A 17,182-nucleotide genomic window follows, 5' to 3' on the forward strand; every position below is an offset into this window, starting at 1 on the left:
CTAATAATGTCAATAATTCCCCAGGGGAAATGCCGTGCGCCAATCAAACCGATGTTACGATCGGTGCGAGGTGGCTTGAGCGGAGGAAGATTTGATGCCGAGAATGTCGCTGGCGCGCATTGCGCTTGTCGTTGTCGTGATTCTCGGCGCGGCCGGCTGGGCCGTCTTCGAACGCTACTGGTACTACCTGCCGGGAATCATCGCGTCGATCCAGGATCCCGTCGGCCCAAACCGTGAGGTCAGCTGGCAAAACGGGCCGGCCGCGCCGCCGCAAGGCGTTCGTCCGCCGAATGTGGTGGTGATCCTCGCCGACGATCTCGGTTGGAACGATATCACCTTCAACGGCGGCGGCGTTGCCGGCGGACTTGTGCCGACGCCGCGCATCGATTCGATCGGCAAGGACGGTGCCGCCTTCACCCAGGCCTATGCCGGCGACGCCACCTGCGCGCCGTCGCGCGCCGCCATCATGACCGGCCGCTACGCCACCCGCTTCGGCTTCGAGTTCACGCCCGCGCCGAAGGCGTTCTCCAAACTGATCAGTACCTACAAACTCGCCGGCTCGCTGCCCAGCTACTATTACAGTGAACGCGAGAAGGACATCCCGAACTCGATCAACGACCTGACGGTGCCGACCTCGGAGGTGATGCTCGGCCAGGTCATGAGGACCAAGGGCTACCACACCATCATGCTGGGCAAATGGCATCTTGGCGGGACTGCCACGACGAGCCCCGAGTCCCGCGGATTTGACGAGGCGCTGGCGTTCTACGACGGCGCCTCGATGTTCCTTCCCGAGGGCGACCGCAATGTCGAGAACTCGAAGCAGGACTTCGATCCGATCGACAAATTCCTGTGGGCCAATCTGCGCTACGGCGTCCGCTATAACGGCAGCAAGCAATTCGAGCCCGATGGTTACATGACCGACTACCTCGGCAAGCAGGCGGCGCGTGCGATCGAGCTAAATGCCAACCGGCAGTTCTTCATGTACCTGGCGTTCAATGCGCCCCATACCCCATTGCAGGCCTTGAAGTCCGACTACGACGCGCTCGGCGCCATCGGGGATCATCGCCTGCGCGTTTACGGAGCCATGATCCGCTCGCTCGATCGCAATGTCGGCCTGGTGCTCGACACGCTGAAGGCACAGGGACTCGAGGACAACACGCTGGTCATCTTCACCAGCGACAATGGCGGCGCGAATTACATCGGACTGCCCGATATCAACAAGCCGTTCCGGGGATGGAAAGCGACCTTCTTCGAAGGCGGAATCCATGTCCCCTTCTTCATCAAATGGCCCACGCATTTGGCCAAGGGCACAAGATTCGACAAGCCGGTCGGGCATGTCGATATTTTTGCCACGGCGGCGGCGGCGGCGGCGGCGGAGATTCCGAAAGACCGTTCCATGGACAGCGTCAACCTGCTGCCGTTCGTGACGACGAAGCTGCAGGACTCCCCGCACAAGACGCTGTACTGGCGCGACGGCGATTACAAGGTGCTGCTCGCCGGAGGCTGGAAACTGCAGACCACGGAACGGCCGAAGAAGGTCTGGCTCTTCAACCTGACGAGCGATCCGACCGAACAGAAAAATCTCGCCGAAGCGATGCCCGGCAAGGTCGAGGAATTGAAGACGGCGCTGGCCTCGGTTGACGCCGAACAGGTGAAGCCACTCTGGCCGACCTTGCTCGAAGCCCCCGTCCGGATCGACCACCCGGCGGGAACGCCGGCCGTGAACGACGACGAGTACATCTACTGGGCGAATTGAATGATGTCGTTGAAACGTTTTCGCGGACTCATTTTCGGCGTGGCCATTGCGGTCGTCGCCGGCGGCGGCGTCGCGGTGCTCGCCGGCACCCTCGCCGCGCCGCATCTCAACGGCCGGGCACCGCCGCAAACCTGTCTCGCCGTCGACGATCGGCCGCAGGCACCGGGCGCCGGAATGGTCCTGATTCCGGGCGGCCGCTTTCGAATGGGATCGGAGGATTACCGGGCTGAGGAAGCACCACAGCGCGAGGTCGCGGTCGACAGCTTCTGGATCGATTCCCACGACGTGACCAACGCGCAATTTGCCCGCTTTGTTGCCGAAACCGGCTACGTCACCGTTTCCGAGCGCGTGCCCGCAGGCGCTGCCGATGCGCAACCACCGGCGTCCGGGCGTCCTGCCAACGTGGCGGGCGCATGGGTGTTCGTGCAGCCGGCCGAGATCCGCAACCTCGAGGACATCAGCCAATGGTGGAAGTTCGTTCCCGGCGCCAACTGGCGCCACCCCGAGGGACCCGGCAGCGACCTCGATGGCCGGCAGAACCATCCGGTGGTCCAGGTCGCCTTTGAGGACGCCGAAGCCTATGCGCGCTGGGCCGGAAGGATGCTGCCCACGGAAGAGCAATGGGAATACGCCGCGCGCGGCGGTCGCGACGGCGATATCGACGAGGCGAGCGCCGAGCACGATTCGGACGACGCGCCGAAATCGAATCATTGGCGCGGCATTTTCCCGATCCTGAATTTCGGCAGCAAGGGCTACAAGCGCACCTCGCCGGTCGGCTGTTTCCCCGCCAACGGCTACGGCCTCTACGACATCGTCGGCAATGTCTGGCAGTGGACGCGCAGTCGCTGGACCCCCGATCATCAGTCCGGCTCCGCATCGGCGGATCAGCCGAGCTACACGATCAAGGGCGGGTCATTCCTGTGCGCGCCGAATTTCTGCATGCGCTACCGCCCTGCCGCGCGCCAGCCCGGCGACGGCACGATCGGCGCCCAGCACGTCGGCTTCCGGACAGTGCTTGCCAATCCACCGTCACAGTAAGCTGTGCGGTCCGGTTCATGCAACTTGACATTTCCGATTAAATGGCACTAATGGTGCCATATTATCGGAATCGCCGGAGATCAGGTCCCATGGACGTGCTGCGAACGCCGGATGATCGCTTTGCCGGCCTTGCCGATTTCCCCTACCCGCCGAATTACACCGATATCGTCGATGCCGACGGCACGCCGCTTCGGATTCATGCGGTCGATGCCGGCCCGACCAGGGCGCAGCCGGTGCTCTTGATGCATGGCGAGCCGTCCTGGTCGTATCTCTATCGCCATATCATCCCGGCACTGCTCGCGAACGGATATCGCGTGATCGCGCCCGATCTGGTCGGCTTCGGCCGGTCCGACAAGCCGGCGGCGCAAGCCGACTACAGCTATGAGCGGCACGTCACATGGATGAGCGACTGGCTGACGGCTCAGCACATCAGCGGGATCACGTTGTTTTGCCAGGATTGGGGCGGCCTGATCGGCCTGCGGCTGGTGGCGGCCTTCGCCGACCGGTTCAAGCGGGTGATCGTCGCCAATACCGGCCTGCCGACCGGAACCGGATCCACGCCGGGTTTCGACCAATGGCTGGCGTTCAGCCAGGGCGTGCCGATTTTCCCGGTCGGCGGAATCCTCGACACCGGCACGAAGCGGGCGTTAAGCACAGCCGAAAAGGCCGCCTACGATGCGCCGTTCCCCGACGAAAGCTACAAGGCCGGTGCCCGCCGCTTTCCGACGTTGGTCCCGATCACTCCGCAGCATGCCTCCGTCGAGGAGAACATGGCGGCCTGGAAAGTGCTGGAGACCTTCAACAAGCCTTTCCTGACCGCCTTCAGCGACGGCGACCCCGTCACCAAAGGCGGCGAGAAGATTTTCCGGGAGCGCGTGCCCGGCGCCCGCGGCCAGCCCCATGTGACGCTGCAGGGTGGCCACTTCCTGCAGGAGGACTGTCCGTCCGAGATTGCCGAGTTGATCGATCGCTTCATCCGCAACAATCCCTGAAATCCTTCGCCCCAGAGATCGCGCCTGGCATGCGAAGCTGAGGCAGCTAAAACAGGCGACATTATCGCCCGCTGCCTTGCCTGACTTCGCAGCCGCGCAGGAACAGCTTCGCGCAAGCCCGTACCCGCGCCCCGATCTCTGCACGCGACGGCAGCGGCACGCGACCGAACAGGGCGGCGCGCCGCGGCGCGGAAGCGATCATGCCGAGCAGCATGCCGGCCGCCTCCTCGGCGTCGTCGAGTTCGATCGATCCGCGCTTCTGTTGCGCCCGCAGCCAGTCCGCGAGCGCGGCGGCGATGCGCTGGATACCATTTTTGTAGAACATGCCGGCAATGTCGGAAGTATTGCCGGCCTCCTGCAACACCATGCGCTGCAGCTCGACTACCTCTTCGTCCAGCGTCAGTTCCGCGCAGGCCGTCAGCACCGCATGAAGCGCCTGTTCGATTTCGGCGTGATCGATGGCCTCGAAATCGATCGAGGCGAGCGCGCGGTCGAGCCGGTCGGTCACCATGCCGTCAAACAGCGCGGCCTTGTTGGGGATCAAGCGATACAGCGTCTTGGTCGAGACCCCCGCGCGCCGCGCCACCGCCTCCATGCCGGTCGCGGCATAGCCATTGGCGGCGAACGCGTGGCGCGCGGCCTCGTAGATGATCTGCCGGGTTTCCTCGTCGGGACGGACTTGCGGCCGGCCGCGGCAGCGGCGGGCCTGGTCGGTATCCTCGGTGGTCTCGATCTCAGCCATGCTTTTACATGATGCCTGTCATTCCATTGACAGTCCCAAGCTAGGCGCTATTTTGGAAAATATCAAGTTTCCTAATTGACGCCCTCGGGAGCGACCGTCATGACCCAGCATTCCACCAGCTTCGAGATCGACCGCCCGGTTCCAGCCACCGCCGTCAAGGAACTGCTGCCGGACGCTCATAATAATGTCGTCGCAGCAGAGGCAGTGCCCGCAGTCACCAAAAAATTCAATTTTCGCAAGGTGTTAATGGCAAGTGCGGCGGTGGTCGCGCTGGCGGGCGCAGCTTGGGCTGGCTTCGGCTACTGGACGGTCGGTCGCTATCTGGTGTCGACCGATGACGCCTATGTGCAGGCCGACAACACCACGATCGCCCCGAAGGTTTCAGGCTACCTCAGCGCGGTTCTGGTCCGCGACAATGAGCCGGTCCAAGCCGGCCAGGTGCTGGCGCGGATTGATCCGCGCGACTACGCCGTCGCGCTCGACCAGGCCAAGGCCGATGTCGCCGCCGCGCTCGCTGCGATCGCCAGCAAGCAGGCCCAGCTCGGCGTTCAACAGGCGGTGATCGATGCCGCCAGGGCAACCGTCGACGTCGATCAGGCCACCGCTGGTTTCGCCGCCCAGGAGAACAAGCGCTACACCGACCTCGCCGCCACCGGCTACGGCAGCGTGCAGAACGCGCAGCAGGCGCAGTCGCGCATCGCCGGCGCGCGGGCCGCGATCGCGCGCGATAGCGCCAATCTGGCCTCCGCGTTGAAACAGGTCGAATTGCTCAAGGCCGAGATCGTCCAGGCCAACGCCGCGCTTTCCCGCGCCGAAGCGGCGCAGCGCCAGGCCGAACTCAATCTCGAATACACCTCCATCATGGCCCCGATCGACGGCGTCGTCGGCAATCGCACGCTGCGCACCGGCCAGTATGTGCAGGCCGGCACGCAATTGATGTCGGTGGTGCCGGTCGCCGGCGCCTATGTGGTGGCGAATTTCAAGGAAACGCAGCTCACCGACGTGCGCGAGGGCCAGGCGGTCGATATCGCGGTGGACATGTTCCCGGGCCAGATCGTGCATGGCCACGTCGACAGCCTCGCACCCGCCAGCGGCCAGGAATTCGCGCTGCTGCCGCCGGATAACGCCACCGGCAATTTCACCAAGGTGGTGCAGCGCATTCCCGTCAAGATCGCGCTGAACCGCGACAATGACGCTCGTGTCGAACTGCGGCCCGGCATGTCGGTGATCCCGACCATCGAAACCAAGTCGCAGGCGCTCGAGCGCCGCGCGGTCGCCGCCGCCAGGACTTCGATCGGCTCGTCGCGCAAGGTTTTCGGAGGATAGCGTCATGTCCACGTCCGCCCTTGCGCTTCCGGCCGCCCACGCTGGAACCAGCGTCGACCCGAACCGCGCCAGCATGACCGTCTGGATCGCCGTGCTCGCCGCGATGATCGGCTCGTTCATGGCGATCCTGAACATCCAGATTACCAACGCCTCGCTGCTCAACATCGAAGGCGGCATCGGCACCGGGGTCGACAACGGCTCCTGGATCTCGACCTCGTACCTGATCGGCGAGATCGTGGTGATCCCGCTGACCGATTTTCTCTCGCGCGTGTTCTCGTTCCGCCGTTATATGCTGGCAAGCGCGACGCTGTTCGCGATCTTCTCGGTCGCCTGCGCCTTCACCCATGATTTGCCCTCGATGATCGCGATGCGCGGATTGCAGGGATTTGCCGGCGGCGTATTGATCCCGATGGCGTTCACGCTGGTGCTGACCAAACTGCCGAAACCGCAGCAGCCGATCGGGCTCGCGGTGTTCGCGCTGTCGGTCACCTTTGCACCCGCGATCGGCCCGACCATCGGCGGTTATCTCACCGAGAATTATGGTTGGCAGACGATTTTCTTCGTCAACGTGCTGCCGACAATCGTTATGGTGACCGCGCTCTCGCTGACGCTGGAGCGGCAGCCGGCACAGCTGAAACTCCTGAAGGAAGGCGACTGGGTCGGCATCTTCACCATGGTGGTGGGGTTGGCCGCGTTGCAGACCGTGCTCGAGGAAGGCAACAAGGACGACTGGTTTTCATCGCCCTTCATCCAGCGCCTCGCGCTGATTGCCGTGGTGAGCCTGGCGCTGTTCATCTGGATCGAGCTGACGGTTGAAAAGCCGCTGATCCGGCTGCGGCTGCTGAAGCAGCGCAATTTCGGCTTCGGCACCATCGCGGTGACGCTGTTGGGCTTCGCGCTGTTTGGATCGGTTTATATCCTGCCGGCCTATCTCGGCCAGGCGCAGGGCTACAATTCCGAGCAGATCGGCGAAGTGCTGGCGTGGACCGGCCTGCCGCAGCTGATCCTGATTCCGCTGGTGCCGAAGCTGATGCAGCGGTTCGACACGCGTTACATCGCCATCACCGGACTTTTGATTTTTGCCTATAGCTGCTTCATGAACACCGCGATGTCGCCCGATTATGCCGGCGACCAGCTGTGGATTCCGAACATCGTGCGGGCCATCGGCCAGGCCATGGTGCTGACGCCATTGACCTCGGTAACGACGGGATTGATCGCCCCGCAGGACGCCGCGGCGGCCTCCGGCATCAGCAACATGCTGCGCAACCTCGGCGGCGCCATCGGCACCGCGGTGCTGGCCACGGTCGTCACCAAGCGCGAGCAGTTTCATTCCAACATCATCGGCCAGCAGGTCACCCTCGGCCGCGATGAAGTGCGCAACCGCATCGCGCAGTCGACGGACTATTTCATGAATCACGGCGTGCCCGATCCGGCCGCGGCCCATCAGCAGGCCATCATCGCGCTCGGCAACGCCGTAAAACACCAGGCGCTGGTGATGGGTTTCAGCGATACCTTTGCGGTGATCGGCGTGGTGCTGGTGCTCTCGGCGATTGCCGTGGTCTTCACCCGCAAGGTGAGGGCCAGCGGCGCCGGCGCGCATTGACTTCTTTTCGTCATGGCCGGGCTTGTCCCAGGCATGACGATCTACCACAGCGACTGCCGGGCGCGTTCCGGCCATTCGCGGTCGTAGGCTTCGCCGCCGACGCGGTTCTGGCTCATCTCGGCGAGGATTTTTCCAGGCGTCGGCAAGGTCCTGGGATCGACCCGCTTGTCCGGATTCCACAGGTCGGAGCGCACGATGGCGCGAGCGCACTGGAAATAGATTTCGTGCACGGTCATGACGATCACCGTGCGCGGCGCCTTGCCGTCCATCTTGAACGACGCCAGCAGGTCCGGATCCACCGAGACCCGCGCATGGCCGTTGACGCGCAGCGTCGAGCCGGAACCCGGAATCAGGAACAGCAGCGCGACGCGGGGATCGCGCACGATGTTGCGCAAGGAATCGACGCGATTGTTGCCGCGGCGGTCCGGCATCATCAATGTCGTCTCGTCATGAATCCTGACGAAACCGGGGAGGTCGCCGCGCGGCGAGCAATCCAGTCCCTCCGGGCCCGAGGTCGCCAGCGCCGCGAATGGCGACTTCTCGATCAGCACGCGATAGGACGGCGTGATGCGGTCGGCGACCTTGACGGTAGAGGCCTCGCCGGTCTGGCCGTAGATCGCTTCCAGCGCTTCGATCGTTGCAATGACCGACATGCGTTTCCTCCTTAGACCTAGCCACCTCTGATGGCGCGCAGCAGCTCCTGCGCATGCTGCGCGGCGCTGCCGACGTTGGTGATGATGACATCCGGCACAACCTCGTCGACGGCGCGGCCGAGCCGGTCCGAAAGCTGACCGTCGCTGCCGCGCGCCCGCGCAGCCAAACGTTCCCTTAGAATTTCGCGCGGCGCGGTGATCGAAACCACCACGACGTCGGCATAGGCGCGCCGCATCGCCTCGAGCACGGTACGCGAGACGTTAGCGACCACGGTGCGGCCGGCGCGGATATCGTCGTCGATCGCACGGCGCAGCGCATAGCCGTGACCATGTGCTTCCCAGTGCATCGAGAACTCGCCGTCGTTGCGCCCTTGGCGGAAGTCCTCAACGCTGACCTGCTCATTGTCTTCGAAGGTCGAGGCTTCCCGCGTCACCACGCGGCGTGGAAAAACGATGCTGGCATCGCCGGCGCAGGCGTCGCGCGCCAGGCCGAGCAGCGTGTCCTTGCCGGCGCCGCTCGGGCCGACCACCAGCACGAGCCGGCCCGGCCCGATGGCCCCGGCGCGGACATCCGATATGGCCGGGGTTTCGCTCACGCCACGCGATGTCCCTCGCGCCAGACGCTGCGCACCACGGGAATATCGCGGGCGACATGGACGCGGATCAAATCGGCGCGCTTGCCGACCGCAATCTCGCCGCGATCGTTGAGGCCGACCGCTTCGGCCGGCGCCTTGCTGACGGTGCAGACGGCGGAGGCAAGATCGATATCGGACACCAGCCGCGGCAATTGCAGCGCCGCCATCAACAGGCTGGAGGGAATGTAATCGGACGACAGGATGTCCAATAGCCCCTCGCGTGCGAGATCGACGGCGGCGATGTTGCCGGAATGCGAGCCGCCGCGCACGACGTTGGGCGCGCCCATCAAAATGCCGATGCCGGCCTGATGCAGGCCGCGCGCAGCCTCGATCGTGGTCGGGAATTCGGCCACCGCGACATGATCGCGGATCGCGTCGGTGACGTTCTCCTCTGTCGTGTCATCGTGGCTGGCGAGCGGGATTTCGTATTGCTGCGCCAGCGCGACGATCGCGCGCATATTGGTCGCGGCATAGGCCTTCTGATAGGCGAAGCGCCGTTCGAACAGCACGTCCAGTTCCGCATCGGTCATGCCGGCACCCTTGCCGCGATAGTACTGGCGCAGCTTGACCTCGTCGCGGAACTGGCGCTGGCCCGGCGTATGATCCATCAGCGACATCAACCGCACGTCCGGCCGCCCGATCAGCTCCTTGGCCTCTTCCACCACGCTCGGCATCGGGATTTCGCAGCGCAGATGCAGGAAATGATCTGATCGCAACAGGTTTTCCTCGCGCGCCGCGGTGATCGCTGCCGCCAGCACCCCTGCCCGGCCGTCGACTTCCTCGGCGCCGTCCTCGCGCCAGACCCTGAGCGAATCCAAGACCGTGGTGATGCCCGAGGTCGCCAATTGCCCGTCATAGGAGACGACGGCAGCGATCGGGTCCCAGAACACTTTTGGCCGCGGTACGTAATGTGCTTCGAGGTGATCGGTGTGCAGTTCGATCAGGCCGGGCATGACCAGGTCGCCGCCGGCATCATCGCTGCCGACCGGGGCGTCGCCCTCGCCGAATTCGGCGATGCAGCCATCCGCGAAGGCGATCCAGCCGCGCTCGATCACGCGGTCCGCCAGGACGATCCTGGCATTGCCGATAACGGTTTCGGACCCGGTCGAACTCATCTCAAGCATCTTCCTTCATGCAGCGGCAGCAAACGAGGTCACGTCGACGACCCGGTCGGCGATCAGATGACGGATTTCATCGTCATGGACGATTGCCACCATGGCGACGCCGGCGCGTTTCTTCTTGCCGATCAGGTCCACCACCACGGCGCGGTTGACGGCATCGAGCGAAGCGGTGGGCTCGTCGAGCAACAGAATCGGCAGATCGGAAATGAAACCGCGGGCGATGTTGACGCGCTGCTGCTCGCCCCCGGAGAAGGTCGATGGCGGCAGCGCCCACAGCCGCTCGGGAATGTTCAGCGTTTTGAGCAGGCTTGCGGCCTGCTGGCGCGCGTCGGGCCGCGCGATGCCGTTGGCGATCAAAGGCTCGGCGACGACATCGATGGTGGCGACGCGGGGCACCGCGCGCAGAAACTGGCTGACATAGCCGATGCTGTGCCGCCGCACGCTTAGGATCTCGCGCGGCTCAGCGCGCGCGAGATCGATGACATTGCCTTCGTGGCGGATGCCGATGCGGCCGCCGTCGCAGCGGTAATTGCCAAAAATCATTTTCAGGATCGAGGATTTACCGGCGCCGGAGGGGCCCGATAGCACCACGCATTCGCCCGACTTGACCTGGAACGACACGCCGCGCACGACCGGCAACTCCACCCCGCCCTGCAGATGCATGGTGAAGGTTTTTTCGGCGTCGGCGATTTCGATCATCACGGTCATCGGTTTAGCTCACGCGGGCAGGATCGAGGAGACGAGCAATTGCGTATAGGGCTCGCGCGGATCGTCGAGCACCTGGTCGGTCAATCCGGTTTCGATGACGCGGCCGCCCTTCATCACCATGACCCGGTGCGACAACAGCCGCGCTACCGCCAGATCATGGGTGACGACGATGGCCGCGAGGCCGAGTTCGCTGACGAGATTGCGCAGGAGATCGAGCAGCCGCGCCTGCACCGACACGTCGAGGCCGCCGGTCGGCTCGTCCATGAACACCAGCCGCGGCTGGGTCACGAGATTGCGTGCGATCTGCAGCCGCTGCCGCATGCCGCCGGAATAAGTTCTGGGCGCGTCGTCGATGCGATCGATGTCGATCTCGACGCGCTCCAGCCAGGACGACGCCGTGCTCCTGATATTGCCATAATGGTTCCAGCCGACCGCCATCAGCCGCTCGCCGACATTGGCGCCGGCCGACACCGCCATTCGCAATCCCATCGCAGGGTCCTGGTGCACATAGCCCCAATCGGTGCGAAACAAGAATCGCCGCTCCGCTTCGCCGAGCGCGGCGAGATCGCGCAAGACGCCGTCGCGCATCCGGTACGAGACTTTTCCGGCGCTCGACGCAAGCTGCGCCGAGAGTAATTGCAGCAGCGTGGTTTTACCGGAGCCGGATTCACCGACGATCGCCAGGACTTCGCCGGGATAGAGCGAGAACGACACATCACGGCAGGCGGTCAGCCGGCCGTAGTTCTTGCCGAGGCGTTCCGCGACCAGAAGCGGTTCAGCGTTGTCTTGTTCAGCCATGCGTGCGCTCCTTGTGCGGCGCCGCGCTCTCGGTGCCGCGATGGCCTGCGGCCTGGCGGCTCTCGCAATAGTCCGTGTCAGAACAAACGAACATCCGGCCGCCCTGGTCGTCGGTGACGATTTCGTCGAGATAGGAATCGTCCGCCCCGCACAGCGCGCAGGGCGCATCGAAGCGGTAGCGGGTGAACGGATGGTCCTCGAAGTCGAGCGACTTGACCGTCGTGAACGGCGGGATCGCGTAGATGCGTTTTTCGCGCCCGGCGCCGAACAGCTGCAGCGCCGGACAATTATCCATTTTCGGGTTGTCGAATTTCGGGGTCGGCGACGGGTCCATCACATAGCGCGCGTTGACCTTCACCGGATAGGCGTAGGAGGTCGCGATATGGCCGAAGCGTGAGATGTCCTCGTAGAGCTTGACATGCATCAGCCCGTATTCGCCGAGCGCATGCATGCGCCGCGTCTCGGTCTCGCGCGGCTCGAGGAAGCGCAGCGGTTCCGGGATCGGCACCTGATAGACCAGCACCTGGCCGCCATGCAGCGGCGCTTCCGGAATCCGGTGCCGGGTCTGGATCACGGTCGCATCGGCCGTTGATGTCGTCGTCTCGACGCCGGCGGTCTTGGCAAAGAATTTACGAATCGAGATCGCGTTGGTGGTGTCGTCGGAACCCTGGTCGATCACCTTCAGCACGTCATCGGGTCCAAGGATCGCCGCCGTCACCTGCACGCCGCCGGTGCCCCAGCCATAGGGCATCGGCATCTCGCGGCTGGCGAACGGCACCTGATAGCCGGGAATCGCGATCGCCTTCAGGATGGCGCGGCGGATCATTCGTTTGGTCTGCTCGTCCAGGTAGGCAAAATTGTAGGCGGGCGCATTCATTCCGCGGCCTCCTGCATGTCAGGCAAGGCATCTGATGCTTCGAATTCCTTGCGCAGTTTGCGCAACAGACCGAGCTCGGACTGGAAGTCGACATAATGCGGCAGTTTCAGATGCTCGACAAAGCCGGTCGCCTGCACATTGTCGGAATGCGACATCACGAATTCCTCGTCCTGGGCGGACGCTATCACCTCTTCGCCGAGTTCGCGGGCGCGCAGCGCACGGTCGACCAGCGCCATCGACATGGTCTTGCGCTCGCTTTGGCCGAAGGCGAGCCCATAGCCGCGGGTAAAGCACGGCGCTTCCGTGGCCGAGCCCTTGAACTGGTTGACCATCTGGCATTCGGTCAGCGCGACCGCGCCAAGCGGCACCGCAAAACCGACATCCTCGGCGAAAAATTCCACCTCGACCTCGCCGAAACGAATCTCGCCGGCGAAGGGATGGTTGCGGCCATAGCCGCGCTGCGAGGAGTAACCGAGCGACAGCAGAAAACCCTCGTCGGCGCGCGCGAGATTTTGCAGCCGCAGGTCGCGGTCGGCGGGAAAACTGAGCGGTTCGCGCGTGAGATCGCCGACCGGGGTATCTGCATCGGCTTGCGGCGAAGGCTCGATCAGGCCGTCGCGGCCGAGAATATCGGTGACGCGAGGCGCCGCGATGACGGAGGCCTCCGACGTCGCCGGCAGACCGGGAACAAAACCTTCGGCGAGTTGCGGGTCGAGCAGGCGATGGGTGTAATCGAAGGTGGGGCCAAGAATCTGGCCACCCGGAATGTCCTTGAAGGTTGAGGAAATCCGCCGCCGTACCGCCATGGTGCCGGTATCGACCGGCTCGGTGGCGCCGAAGCGCGGTAGCGTGGCGCGAAACGCGCGGACCAGGAAGATCGCCTCGATCATGTCGCCGCGCGCCTGCTTGATGGCCAGCGAAGCCAGTTCGCGATCATACAGCGAGCCCTCGGCCATCACGCGATCGACTGCGAGACTGAGTTGCCCGGAGATCTGCGCGAGTGTCACTTCCGGAACGTTGCGATCGCCGCGGCGCTCATGCGCCAGCAGTCGATGCGCGTTCTCGATGGCGCGTTCGCCTCCCTTGACGGCGACATACATGCGCTAGCCTCCCTTCGCGACGAGCCGGGTGGTACGGGGAATGGCGACGATGGTGTCGCCGGCCACCAGCACGACATCGATGCCGCGCGGAAACAGCGCGGCATTGACGTCGAGCCGTTCGAACAGATCGGCAGGCTGCAAGGCCACCTGCAGCATCGCGGTGCCGTCGATGCCCGGCCCCTGCAATACGAAACGATGTCCCTGCGTCAGGCTTTCGACCTGCAGGATCAGCGTGGTCGAGCGGTCGGGATATTCATTGCTGCCGAAGGCAAACCGATCCAGCGCCGGAAGCGCCGCGGCGTCGCCGATCACCGCAAAATGGCTGATCGCGGAATCCGCGACCACCGGGGCGCCGGTGTGGAACTTGAGCCACTTCGTCACTTCAGATGTTTCCGACATCGCCGGATCAAGCCAGATCGGCGTATCGTGATCGAACAAGGTCAGCGCGATCGCCGCGGTGCCCCGCATCATCGCCGCCGGCGTACCGACTTCCGCCGCGATCCGCGCCACGCTGCCGGGGCGCGCCATTGCCTCCATCACCGATCGAAAGGTGCATTGCGCCGACAACACTTTTTCGGCGAACCCCGCGGGCAACTCAGCTACCGTTGTCATCACTCGGCCCTCACCCTTCACCCCGCACCAGCGTGTAGAAATCGACCCGGGTCGCCGCGGTCTCCGCGGCCTTCCGGTCCTGCATCGAGATCACCGCGGCACGCAGCGGGGCCAGCACGCCGGTTTCGACCGCATTTGCAAACTCGCCCGACTGCACCATGGCATCGCACAGCGCGATCATCCGCGCCTTCTCCCGATCACGCCCGAGCGTATAGCCGAAACCGACCTCGCCGGTCGCAAGCCGTACCGCCGCGCGCGACACCGTGGCCTCGCCGAGGTTAAACGGCGCGCCGTCGCCGCCGATGCGGCCGCGCACCATCACCAGGCCGTTCTCCGGCTCGCGCAGTTCCTCGTGAGCGGGAACCGCGATGGCGCCGAGATAGCGGGCGATTTCGGCCGCATCGCAATGCGCCAGCAGCGCCATCGCCGCCTTGCGCTGAACCTGCCTGCCGTGTTCGCCGCTTGTGGTCATTATCGGTCCTGCCGTGAGTAAAGCTCTTGCCGGAATCAAGTTGTCTATGATAATAGACAACTTGTTAGCGATGCGCCATGACTGTTTCATGACAAAGAAGTGATTTTTCCGATGCGGTTCCCGGAGCTTGCCACGCCATGACGATGCAGGACGCAGCTTCCGGCGTGGCGCTGTGGCGGCAGGTCGCCGACGGCATCGAGCGCGGCATCGCCAACGGCAGTTTTGCGGCCGGCGAGAAGCTGCCGGGCGAAATCGAGATCGCCGAGACCTACCGCGTCAACCGCCATACCGTGCGTCGGGCGCTGGCGACATTGGCCGAACGCGGCCTGGTGCGCGCCGAGCGCGGCAGCGGCACCTATGTCGAGGCGCCGAAGCTCGCCTATCCGCTGCGCTCGCGCACGCGGTTCTCGGAAATCGTCGGCACCAGCGGCCGCGAACCGCGCGGCCAGTTGATCGCCGCTTCTGAAGAACCGGCGACGCGCGAGCTGGCGCGGCAGCTCGGCCTGAAGACCGGGGCGCCGCTGGTCCGCATCGAGTCCCTGCGGTTTGCCGACCGCACGCCGATCTGTGTCAGCACCACCTGGCTTTCCGCCGAACGCTTCCCTGACGCGGGGCAGGTTTTCGCCAGCAGCCGCTCGATGACCAAGCTGCTGGCGCATTACGGCGTTCGCGATTATCGGAGAGCATCAACCCGAATTACCGCGGCCATTGCAGACGCCGCCGACGCGGCGCGGCTGGACCTCGCTTTGGGACGTCCGGTCCTCGTGGTCGACGGTACTGACGTCGATAACGAGGCAAGACCGCTCGTGACCAAGCGCTCGCGCTTTGCGGCCGAGCGCGTCGAATTCGTGGTGGAGAATGGGTAGCGGTTCAAAACCCGTCATGCCCGGCCTTGTGCCGGGCATCCACGTCTTTCTTCGATTTGCAACAGAAGGCGTGGATGGCCGGGACGAGCCCGGCCATGACGAGAGAGCGCCTCAGACGATGGCGCGCTGGCCGATGATCGCGAAGCGGAGTTTTCCGGAGATCCAGTCGATGATCGCGACCGTGACCAGGATCATGATGACGGCGAAGGCGACCTGGTCGAAATCATAGGTCCTGATCTGCTCGGAGAGCTGCAGGCCGATGCCGCCGGCGCCGACGATGCCGATGATGGTCGCCGAGCGCACGTTGGATTCGAAGAAATAGAGGATCTGCCCGGCGATGATCGGCAGGATCTGCGGCAACAGGCCGAAGCGCACGGCCAGCAGGCTGGTGCCGCCGCTGGCCAGCACGGATTCGCGGGCGCGTTCTTCGGTCGATTCGATCGCCTCGGAAAACAGCTTGCCGAGCGCGCCGGTGTCGGAGACCGCGATGGCAAGAATGCCGGCGAACGGGCCAAGGCCGACCACGCCGACAAACACCAGCGCCCAGATCAGGGCGTCGACGCCGCGGATGGTATCGAGGCCCCGGCGGATGACGAACCGAACAGCGCCATGCGGCGTGGTATTCTTGGCGGCAAGAAAGCTGATCGGGAACGCAACGACGGTCGCGATCAGCGTTCCCAGGAACGCAATCGCCAGTGTCTCGCCCATCGCCTTGAGCAGAAGATCGAGATGGCCGCCGCTCGAGGGGGGAAACATCAGCGCGATGAATTTGCCGAGCGACGCCAGTCCCGGTCCGATCTGGCTGAACGGAATCGCCAGCCACCACACCGCGAAGATCGTGAAGCCGAGGATTCCCGCCGGCGCCGCAAGCGTGGCCGCGCGCCGAAGCGGGGAATCGTCGAACAGGCCCTGATGCCGGGCGAGCACCGTGCCGGCGTCCTCGGTGCGTAGCGGACGGCGGGCGTTCATTGGCTGTGATCCTTGCCGGACAGCCGCTGGCGGACCCGTTCGGTGACGAGATCGATGATCGCAACGCAGATGATGATCATCAGAAGAATGGCGCTGACGTCGGTGTAATAGAATTTCCGGATCGCCACGAACAGGTCCTGGCCGATGCCGCCGGCTCCGACCATGCCGACCACCGAGCCCGAGCGCACGTTGATCTCGAAGCGCAGCAGGGCGTAGCTCGCAAAAGTGGACGTCACTTGCGGCAGCGCCCCGAACCGGACGATTTCGATGAACCGGCTGCCGGTCGAGCGCACGCCTTCGACCGGCTTCATGTCGATGTTCTCAATGGCCTCGGTAAATTGCTTGCCGAGCGTGCCAAAACTGTGAATGCCGATCGCGAGGATTCCCGCCAGCGGCCCGAGACCGAAGGCGCTGACGAACATCAGCGCGAAAACCAGGTCGGGAACGGTGCGGCAGAATTCGAAGATGCGCTTGATGCTCCATCGCAGCACGTTGCCGGGCGCGAGATTGGCGGCCGCGAAGAAGGCGATTCCGAGCGCGCCGCCGGCGCCGAACAGGGTGCCGAGATAGGCAATCAGGACGGTATCGAGCAAAAGCTTCAGCCAGCCCCCGATATCCCAGTACCAGTCGGCGATATCGGCGCCGAAGTGCGCAAATGTCAGCTTGGGAATGATCCGGCCGAAATAGCTGGTGAAGTTCGATATATTCTGGAAGAGATTGTTGAGATCGACTTCGCCGACATGTGCGGCAATCACCGCCAAAATGGCGAGGATCGCCAGCACCAGCAGGGATTGCCGGCGGCGGCGCCCGACTTCGCGCCGGTAACCGGCAAGCAGAGCCTCAAGCCGCGCCGGCGGTACGCTGAGAAGGCTGGAGGTCATGATGTCCTGCGTCCGTCGCAAGCGAGGGAGCGG

18 protein-coding genes are annotated in these 17,182 nt (G+C 64.3%); 6 read left to right on the forward strand and 12 right to left on the reverse strand.

Translation table 11 applies throughout. The annotated features are described in order from the left end of the window. Positions 1 to 94: 94 nt before the first annotated feature. The 3 genes from VK804_RS04450 (at position 95) to VK804_RS04460 (ending at position 3,786) form a co-directional block, all read left to right on the forward strand. Positions 95 to 1,756 (forward strand): sulfatase-like hydrolase/transferase, encoded by a 1,662-nt coding sequence (locus tag VK804_RS04450; RefSeq protein ID WP_325368253.1) that lies wholly within the window; start codon positions 95 to 97, stop codon positions 1,754 to 1,756. Further along, a complete protein-coding gene (locus tag VK804_RS04455; protein ID WP_325368255.1) occupies positions 1,757 to 2,794 on the forward strand; it encodes a formylglycine-generating enzyme family protein in 1,038 nt (345 codons plus the stop codon). Between the two features lie 89 nt (positions 2,795 to 2,883). Further along, complete coding sequence (locus VK804_RS04460) at positions 2,884 to 3,786, forward strand: haloalkane dehalogenase (RefSeq protein WP_325368258.1); 903 nt, start codon at positions 2,884 to 2,886, stop codon at positions 3,784 to 3,786. A 61-nt stretch (positions 3,787 to 3,847) separates the two neighbouring features. Here the strand turns inward: VK804_RS04460 and VK804_RS04465 are convergent, their stop codons facing one another. Further along, on the reverse strand, positions 3,848 to 4,528 hold the full coding sequence (locus tag VK804_RS04465; RefSeq protein ID WP_325368260.1) for a TetR/AcrR family transcriptional regulator: 681 nt from the start codon (positions 4,526 to 4,528) through the stop codon (positions 3,848 to 3,850). Positions 4,529 to 4,627: 99 nt separating this feature from the next. Here VK804_RS04465 and VK804_RS04470 point away from each other — a divergent pair, with 99 nt between their 5' ends. Both VK804_RS04470 and VK804_RS04475 read left to right on the forward strand, forming a co-directional pair. After that, on the forward strand, positions 4,628 to 5,854 hold the full coding sequence (locus VK804_RS04470; RefSeq protein WP_325368262.1) for an HlyD family secretion protein: 1,227 nt from the start codon (positions 4,628 to 4,630) through the stop codon (positions 5,852 to 5,854). 4 nt (positions 5,855 to 5,858) lie between these two features. Further along, positions 5,859 to 7,457 carry an MDR family MFS transporter gene (locus tag VK804_RS04475; protein WP_414642718.1) on the forward strand — a complete coding sequence of 533 codons (1,599 nt, stop codon included), beginning with the start codon at positions 5,859 to 5,861 and terminating at the stop codon, positions 7,455 to 7,457. Positions 7,458 to 7,498: 41 nt separating this feature from the next. Here the strand turns inward: VK804_RS04475 and VK804_RS04480 are convergent, their stop codons facing one another. From VK804_RS04480 to phnG, 9 genes are read right to left on the reverse strand one after another with little or no spacing between them, the layout of a single operon-like run. Then, positions 7,499 to 8,110 (reverse strand): pyridoxamine 5'-phosphate oxidase family protein, encoded by a 612-nt coding sequence (locus VK804_RS04480; protein ID WP_325368264.1) that lies wholly within the window; start codon positions 8,108 to 8,110, stop codon positions 7,499 to 7,501. 17 nt (positions 8,111 to 8,127) lie between these two features. Beyond that, positions 8,128 to 8,706 (reverse strand): phosphonate metabolism protein/1,5-bisphosphokinase (PRPP-forming) PhnN, encoded by a 579-nt coding sequence (phnN, locus tag VK804_RS04485; RefSeq protein WP_325368266.1) that lies wholly within the window; start codon positions 8,704 to 8,706, stop codon positions 8,128 to 8,130. Further along, on the reverse strand, positions 8,703 to 9,860 hold the full coding sequence (locus VK804_RS04490; protein ID WP_325368268.1) for an alpha-D-ribose 1-methylphosphonate 5-triphosphate diphosphatase: 1,158 nt from the start codon (positions 9,858 to 9,860) through the stop codon (positions 8,703 to 8,705). Before VK804_RS04490 ends, phnN begins: the two co-directional genes overlap by 4 nt. 15 nt (positions 9,861 to 9,875) lie before the next feature. Then, on the reverse strand, positions 9,876 to 10,574 hold the full coding sequence (phnL, locus tag VK804_RS04495) for a phosphonate C-P lyase system protein PhnL (protein WP_325368270.1): 699 nt from the start codon (positions 10,572 to 10,574) through the stop codon (positions 9,876 to 9,878). A 9-nt stretch (positions 10,575 to 10,583) separates the two neighbouring features. Further along, entirely contained in the window at positions 10,584 to 11,372 is a 789-nt protein-coding gene (gene phnK / locus VK804_RS04500; protein WP_325368272.1) for a phosphonate C-P lyase system protein PhnK, read from the reverse strand. After that, entirely contained in the window at positions 11,365 to 12,249 is an 885-nt protein-coding gene (locus VK804_RS04505; RefSeq protein ID WP_325368274.1) for an alpha-D-ribose 1-methylphosphonate 5-phosphate C-P-lyase PhnJ, read from the reverse strand. Before VK804_RS04505 ends, phnK begins: the two co-directional genes overlap by 8 nt. Further along, complete coding sequence (locus VK804_RS04510; RefSeq protein WP_325368276.1) at positions 12,246 to 13,349, reverse strand: carbon-phosphorus lyase complex subunit PhnI; 1,104 nt, start codon at positions 13,347 to 13,349, stop codon at positions 12,246 to 12,248. The genes VK804_RS04505 and VK804_RS04510 overlap by 4 nt, the downstream gene beginning before the upstream one ends. A 3-nt stretch (positions 13,350 to 13,352) precedes the next feature. Then, positions 13,353 to 13,961, reverse strand: a complete 609-nt coding sequence (phnH, locus tag VK804_RS04515) for a phosphonate C-P lyase system protein PhnH (RefSeq protein ID WP_325368278.1) — start codon at positions 13,959 to 13,961, stop codon at positions 13,353 to 13,355. A 10-nt stretch (positions 13,962 to 13,971) separates the two neighbouring features. Further along, positions 13,972 to 14,433 (reverse strand): phosphonate C-P lyase system protein PhnG, encoded by a 462-nt coding sequence (gene phnG, locus VK804_RS04520; protein WP_325368280.1) that lies wholly within the window; start codon positions 14,431 to 14,433, stop codon positions 13,972 to 13,974. A 137-nt stretch (positions 14,434 to 14,570) separates the two neighbouring features. Between phnG and phnF the strand changes: the two genes are divergently transcribed. Then, positions 14,571 to 15,299 (forward strand): phosphonate metabolism transcriptional regulator PhnF, encoded by a 729-nt coding sequence (phnF, locus tag VK804_RS04525; protein WP_325368282.1) that lies wholly within the window; start codon positions 14,571 to 14,573, stop codon positions 15,297 to 15,299. 111 nt (positions 15,300 to 15,410) lie between these two features. Here the strand turns inward: phnF and phnE (VK804_RS04530) are convergent, their stop codons facing one another. Further along, on the reverse strand, positions 15,411 to 16,268 hold the full coding sequence (gene phnE, locus VK804_RS04530; RefSeq protein ID WP_325368284.1) for a phosphonate ABC transporter, permease protein PhnE: 858 nt from the start codon (positions 16,266 to 16,268) through the stop codon (positions 15,411 to 15,413). Then, complete coding sequence (gene phnE, locus VK804_RS04535) at positions 16,265 to 17,149, reverse strand: phosphonate ABC transporter, permease protein PhnE (protein WP_325368285.1); 885 nt, start codon at positions 17,147 to 17,149, stop codon at positions 16,265 to 16,267. The genes phnE (VK804_RS04530) and phnE (VK804_RS04535) overlap by 4 nt, the downstream gene beginning before the upstream one ends. Positions 17,150 to 17,182 lie beyond the last annotated feature (33 nt).

It is taken from the genome of Bradyrhizobium sp. (genome assembly GCF_035484855.1).
Classification (GTDB): Bacteria; Pseudomonadota; Alphaproteobacteria; order Rhizobiales; family Xanthobacteraceae; genus Bradyrhizobium.

Excerpts from the sequence above, each read along its gene's own strand:
- VK804_RS04450 (WP_325368253.1), top strand. The coding sequence starts at position 95 with ATGCCGAGAATGTCGCTGGCGCGCATTGCGCTTGTCGTTGTCGTGATT.
- VK804_RS04455 (WP_325368255.1), top strand. The coding sequence starts at position 1,757 with ATGATGTCGTTGAAACGTTTTCGCGGACTCATTTTCGGCGTGGCCATT.
- VK804_RS04460 (WP_325368258.1), top strand. The coding sequence starts at position 2,884 with ATGGACGTGCTGCGAACGCCGGATGATCGCTTTGCCGGCCTTGCCGAT.
- VK804_RS04465 (WP_325368260.1), bottom strand. The coding sequence starts at position 4,528 with ATGGCTGAGATCGAGACCACCGAGGATACCGACCAGGCCCGCCGCTGC.
- VK804_RS04470 (WP_325368262.1), top strand. The coding sequence starts at position 4,628 with ATGACCCAGCATTCCACCAGCTTCGAGATCGACCGCCCGGTTCCAGCC.
- VK804_RS04475 (WP_414642718.1), top strand. The coding sequence starts at position 5,859 with ATGTCCACGTCCGCCCTTGCGCTTCCGGCCGCCCACGCTGGAACCAGC.
- VK804_RS04480 (WP_325368264.1), bottom strand. The coding sequence starts at position 8,110 with ATGTCGGTCATTGCAACGATCGAAGCGCTGGAAGCGATCTACGGCCAG.
- VK804_RS04490 (WP_325368268.1), bottom strand. The coding sequence starts at position 9,860 with ATGAGTTCGACCGGGTCCGAAACCGTTATCGGCAATGCCAGGATCGTC.
- phnL (WP_325368270.1), bottom strand. The coding sequence starts at position 10,574 with ATGACCGTGATGATCGAAATCGCCGACGCCGAAAAAACCTTCACCATG.
- phnK (WP_325368272.1), bottom strand. The coding sequence starts at position 11,372 with ATGGCTGAACAAGACAACGCTGAACCGCTTCTGGTCGCGGAACGCCTC.
- VK804_RS04505 (WP_325368274.1), bottom strand. The coding sequence starts at position 12,249 with ATGAATGCGCCCGCCTACAATTTTGCCTACCTGGACGAGCAGACCAAA.
- VK804_RS04510 (WP_325368276.1), bottom strand. The coding sequence starts at position 13,349 with ATGTATGTCGCCGTCAAGGGAGGCGAACGCGCCATCGAGAACGCGCAT.
- phnH (WP_325368278.1), bottom strand. The coding sequence starts at position 13,961 with ATGACAACGGTAGCTGAGTTGCCCGCGGGGTTCGCCGAAAAAGTGTTG.
- phnG (WP_325368280.1), bottom strand. The coding sequence starts at position 14,433 with ATGACCACAAGCGGCGAACACGGCAGGCAGGTTCAGCGCAAGGCGGCG.
- phnF (WP_325368282.1), top strand. The coding sequence starts at position 14,571 with ATGACGATGCAGGACGCAGCTTCCGGCGTGGCGCTGTGGCGGCAGGTC.
- phnE (WP_325368284.1), bottom strand. The coding sequence starts at position 16,268 with ATGAACGCCCGCCGTCCGCTACGCACCGAGGACGCCGGCACGGTGCTC.
- phnE (WP_325368285.1), bottom strand. The coding sequence starts at position 17,149 with ATGACCTCCAGCCTTCTCAGCGTACCGCCGGCGCGGCTTGAGGCTCTG.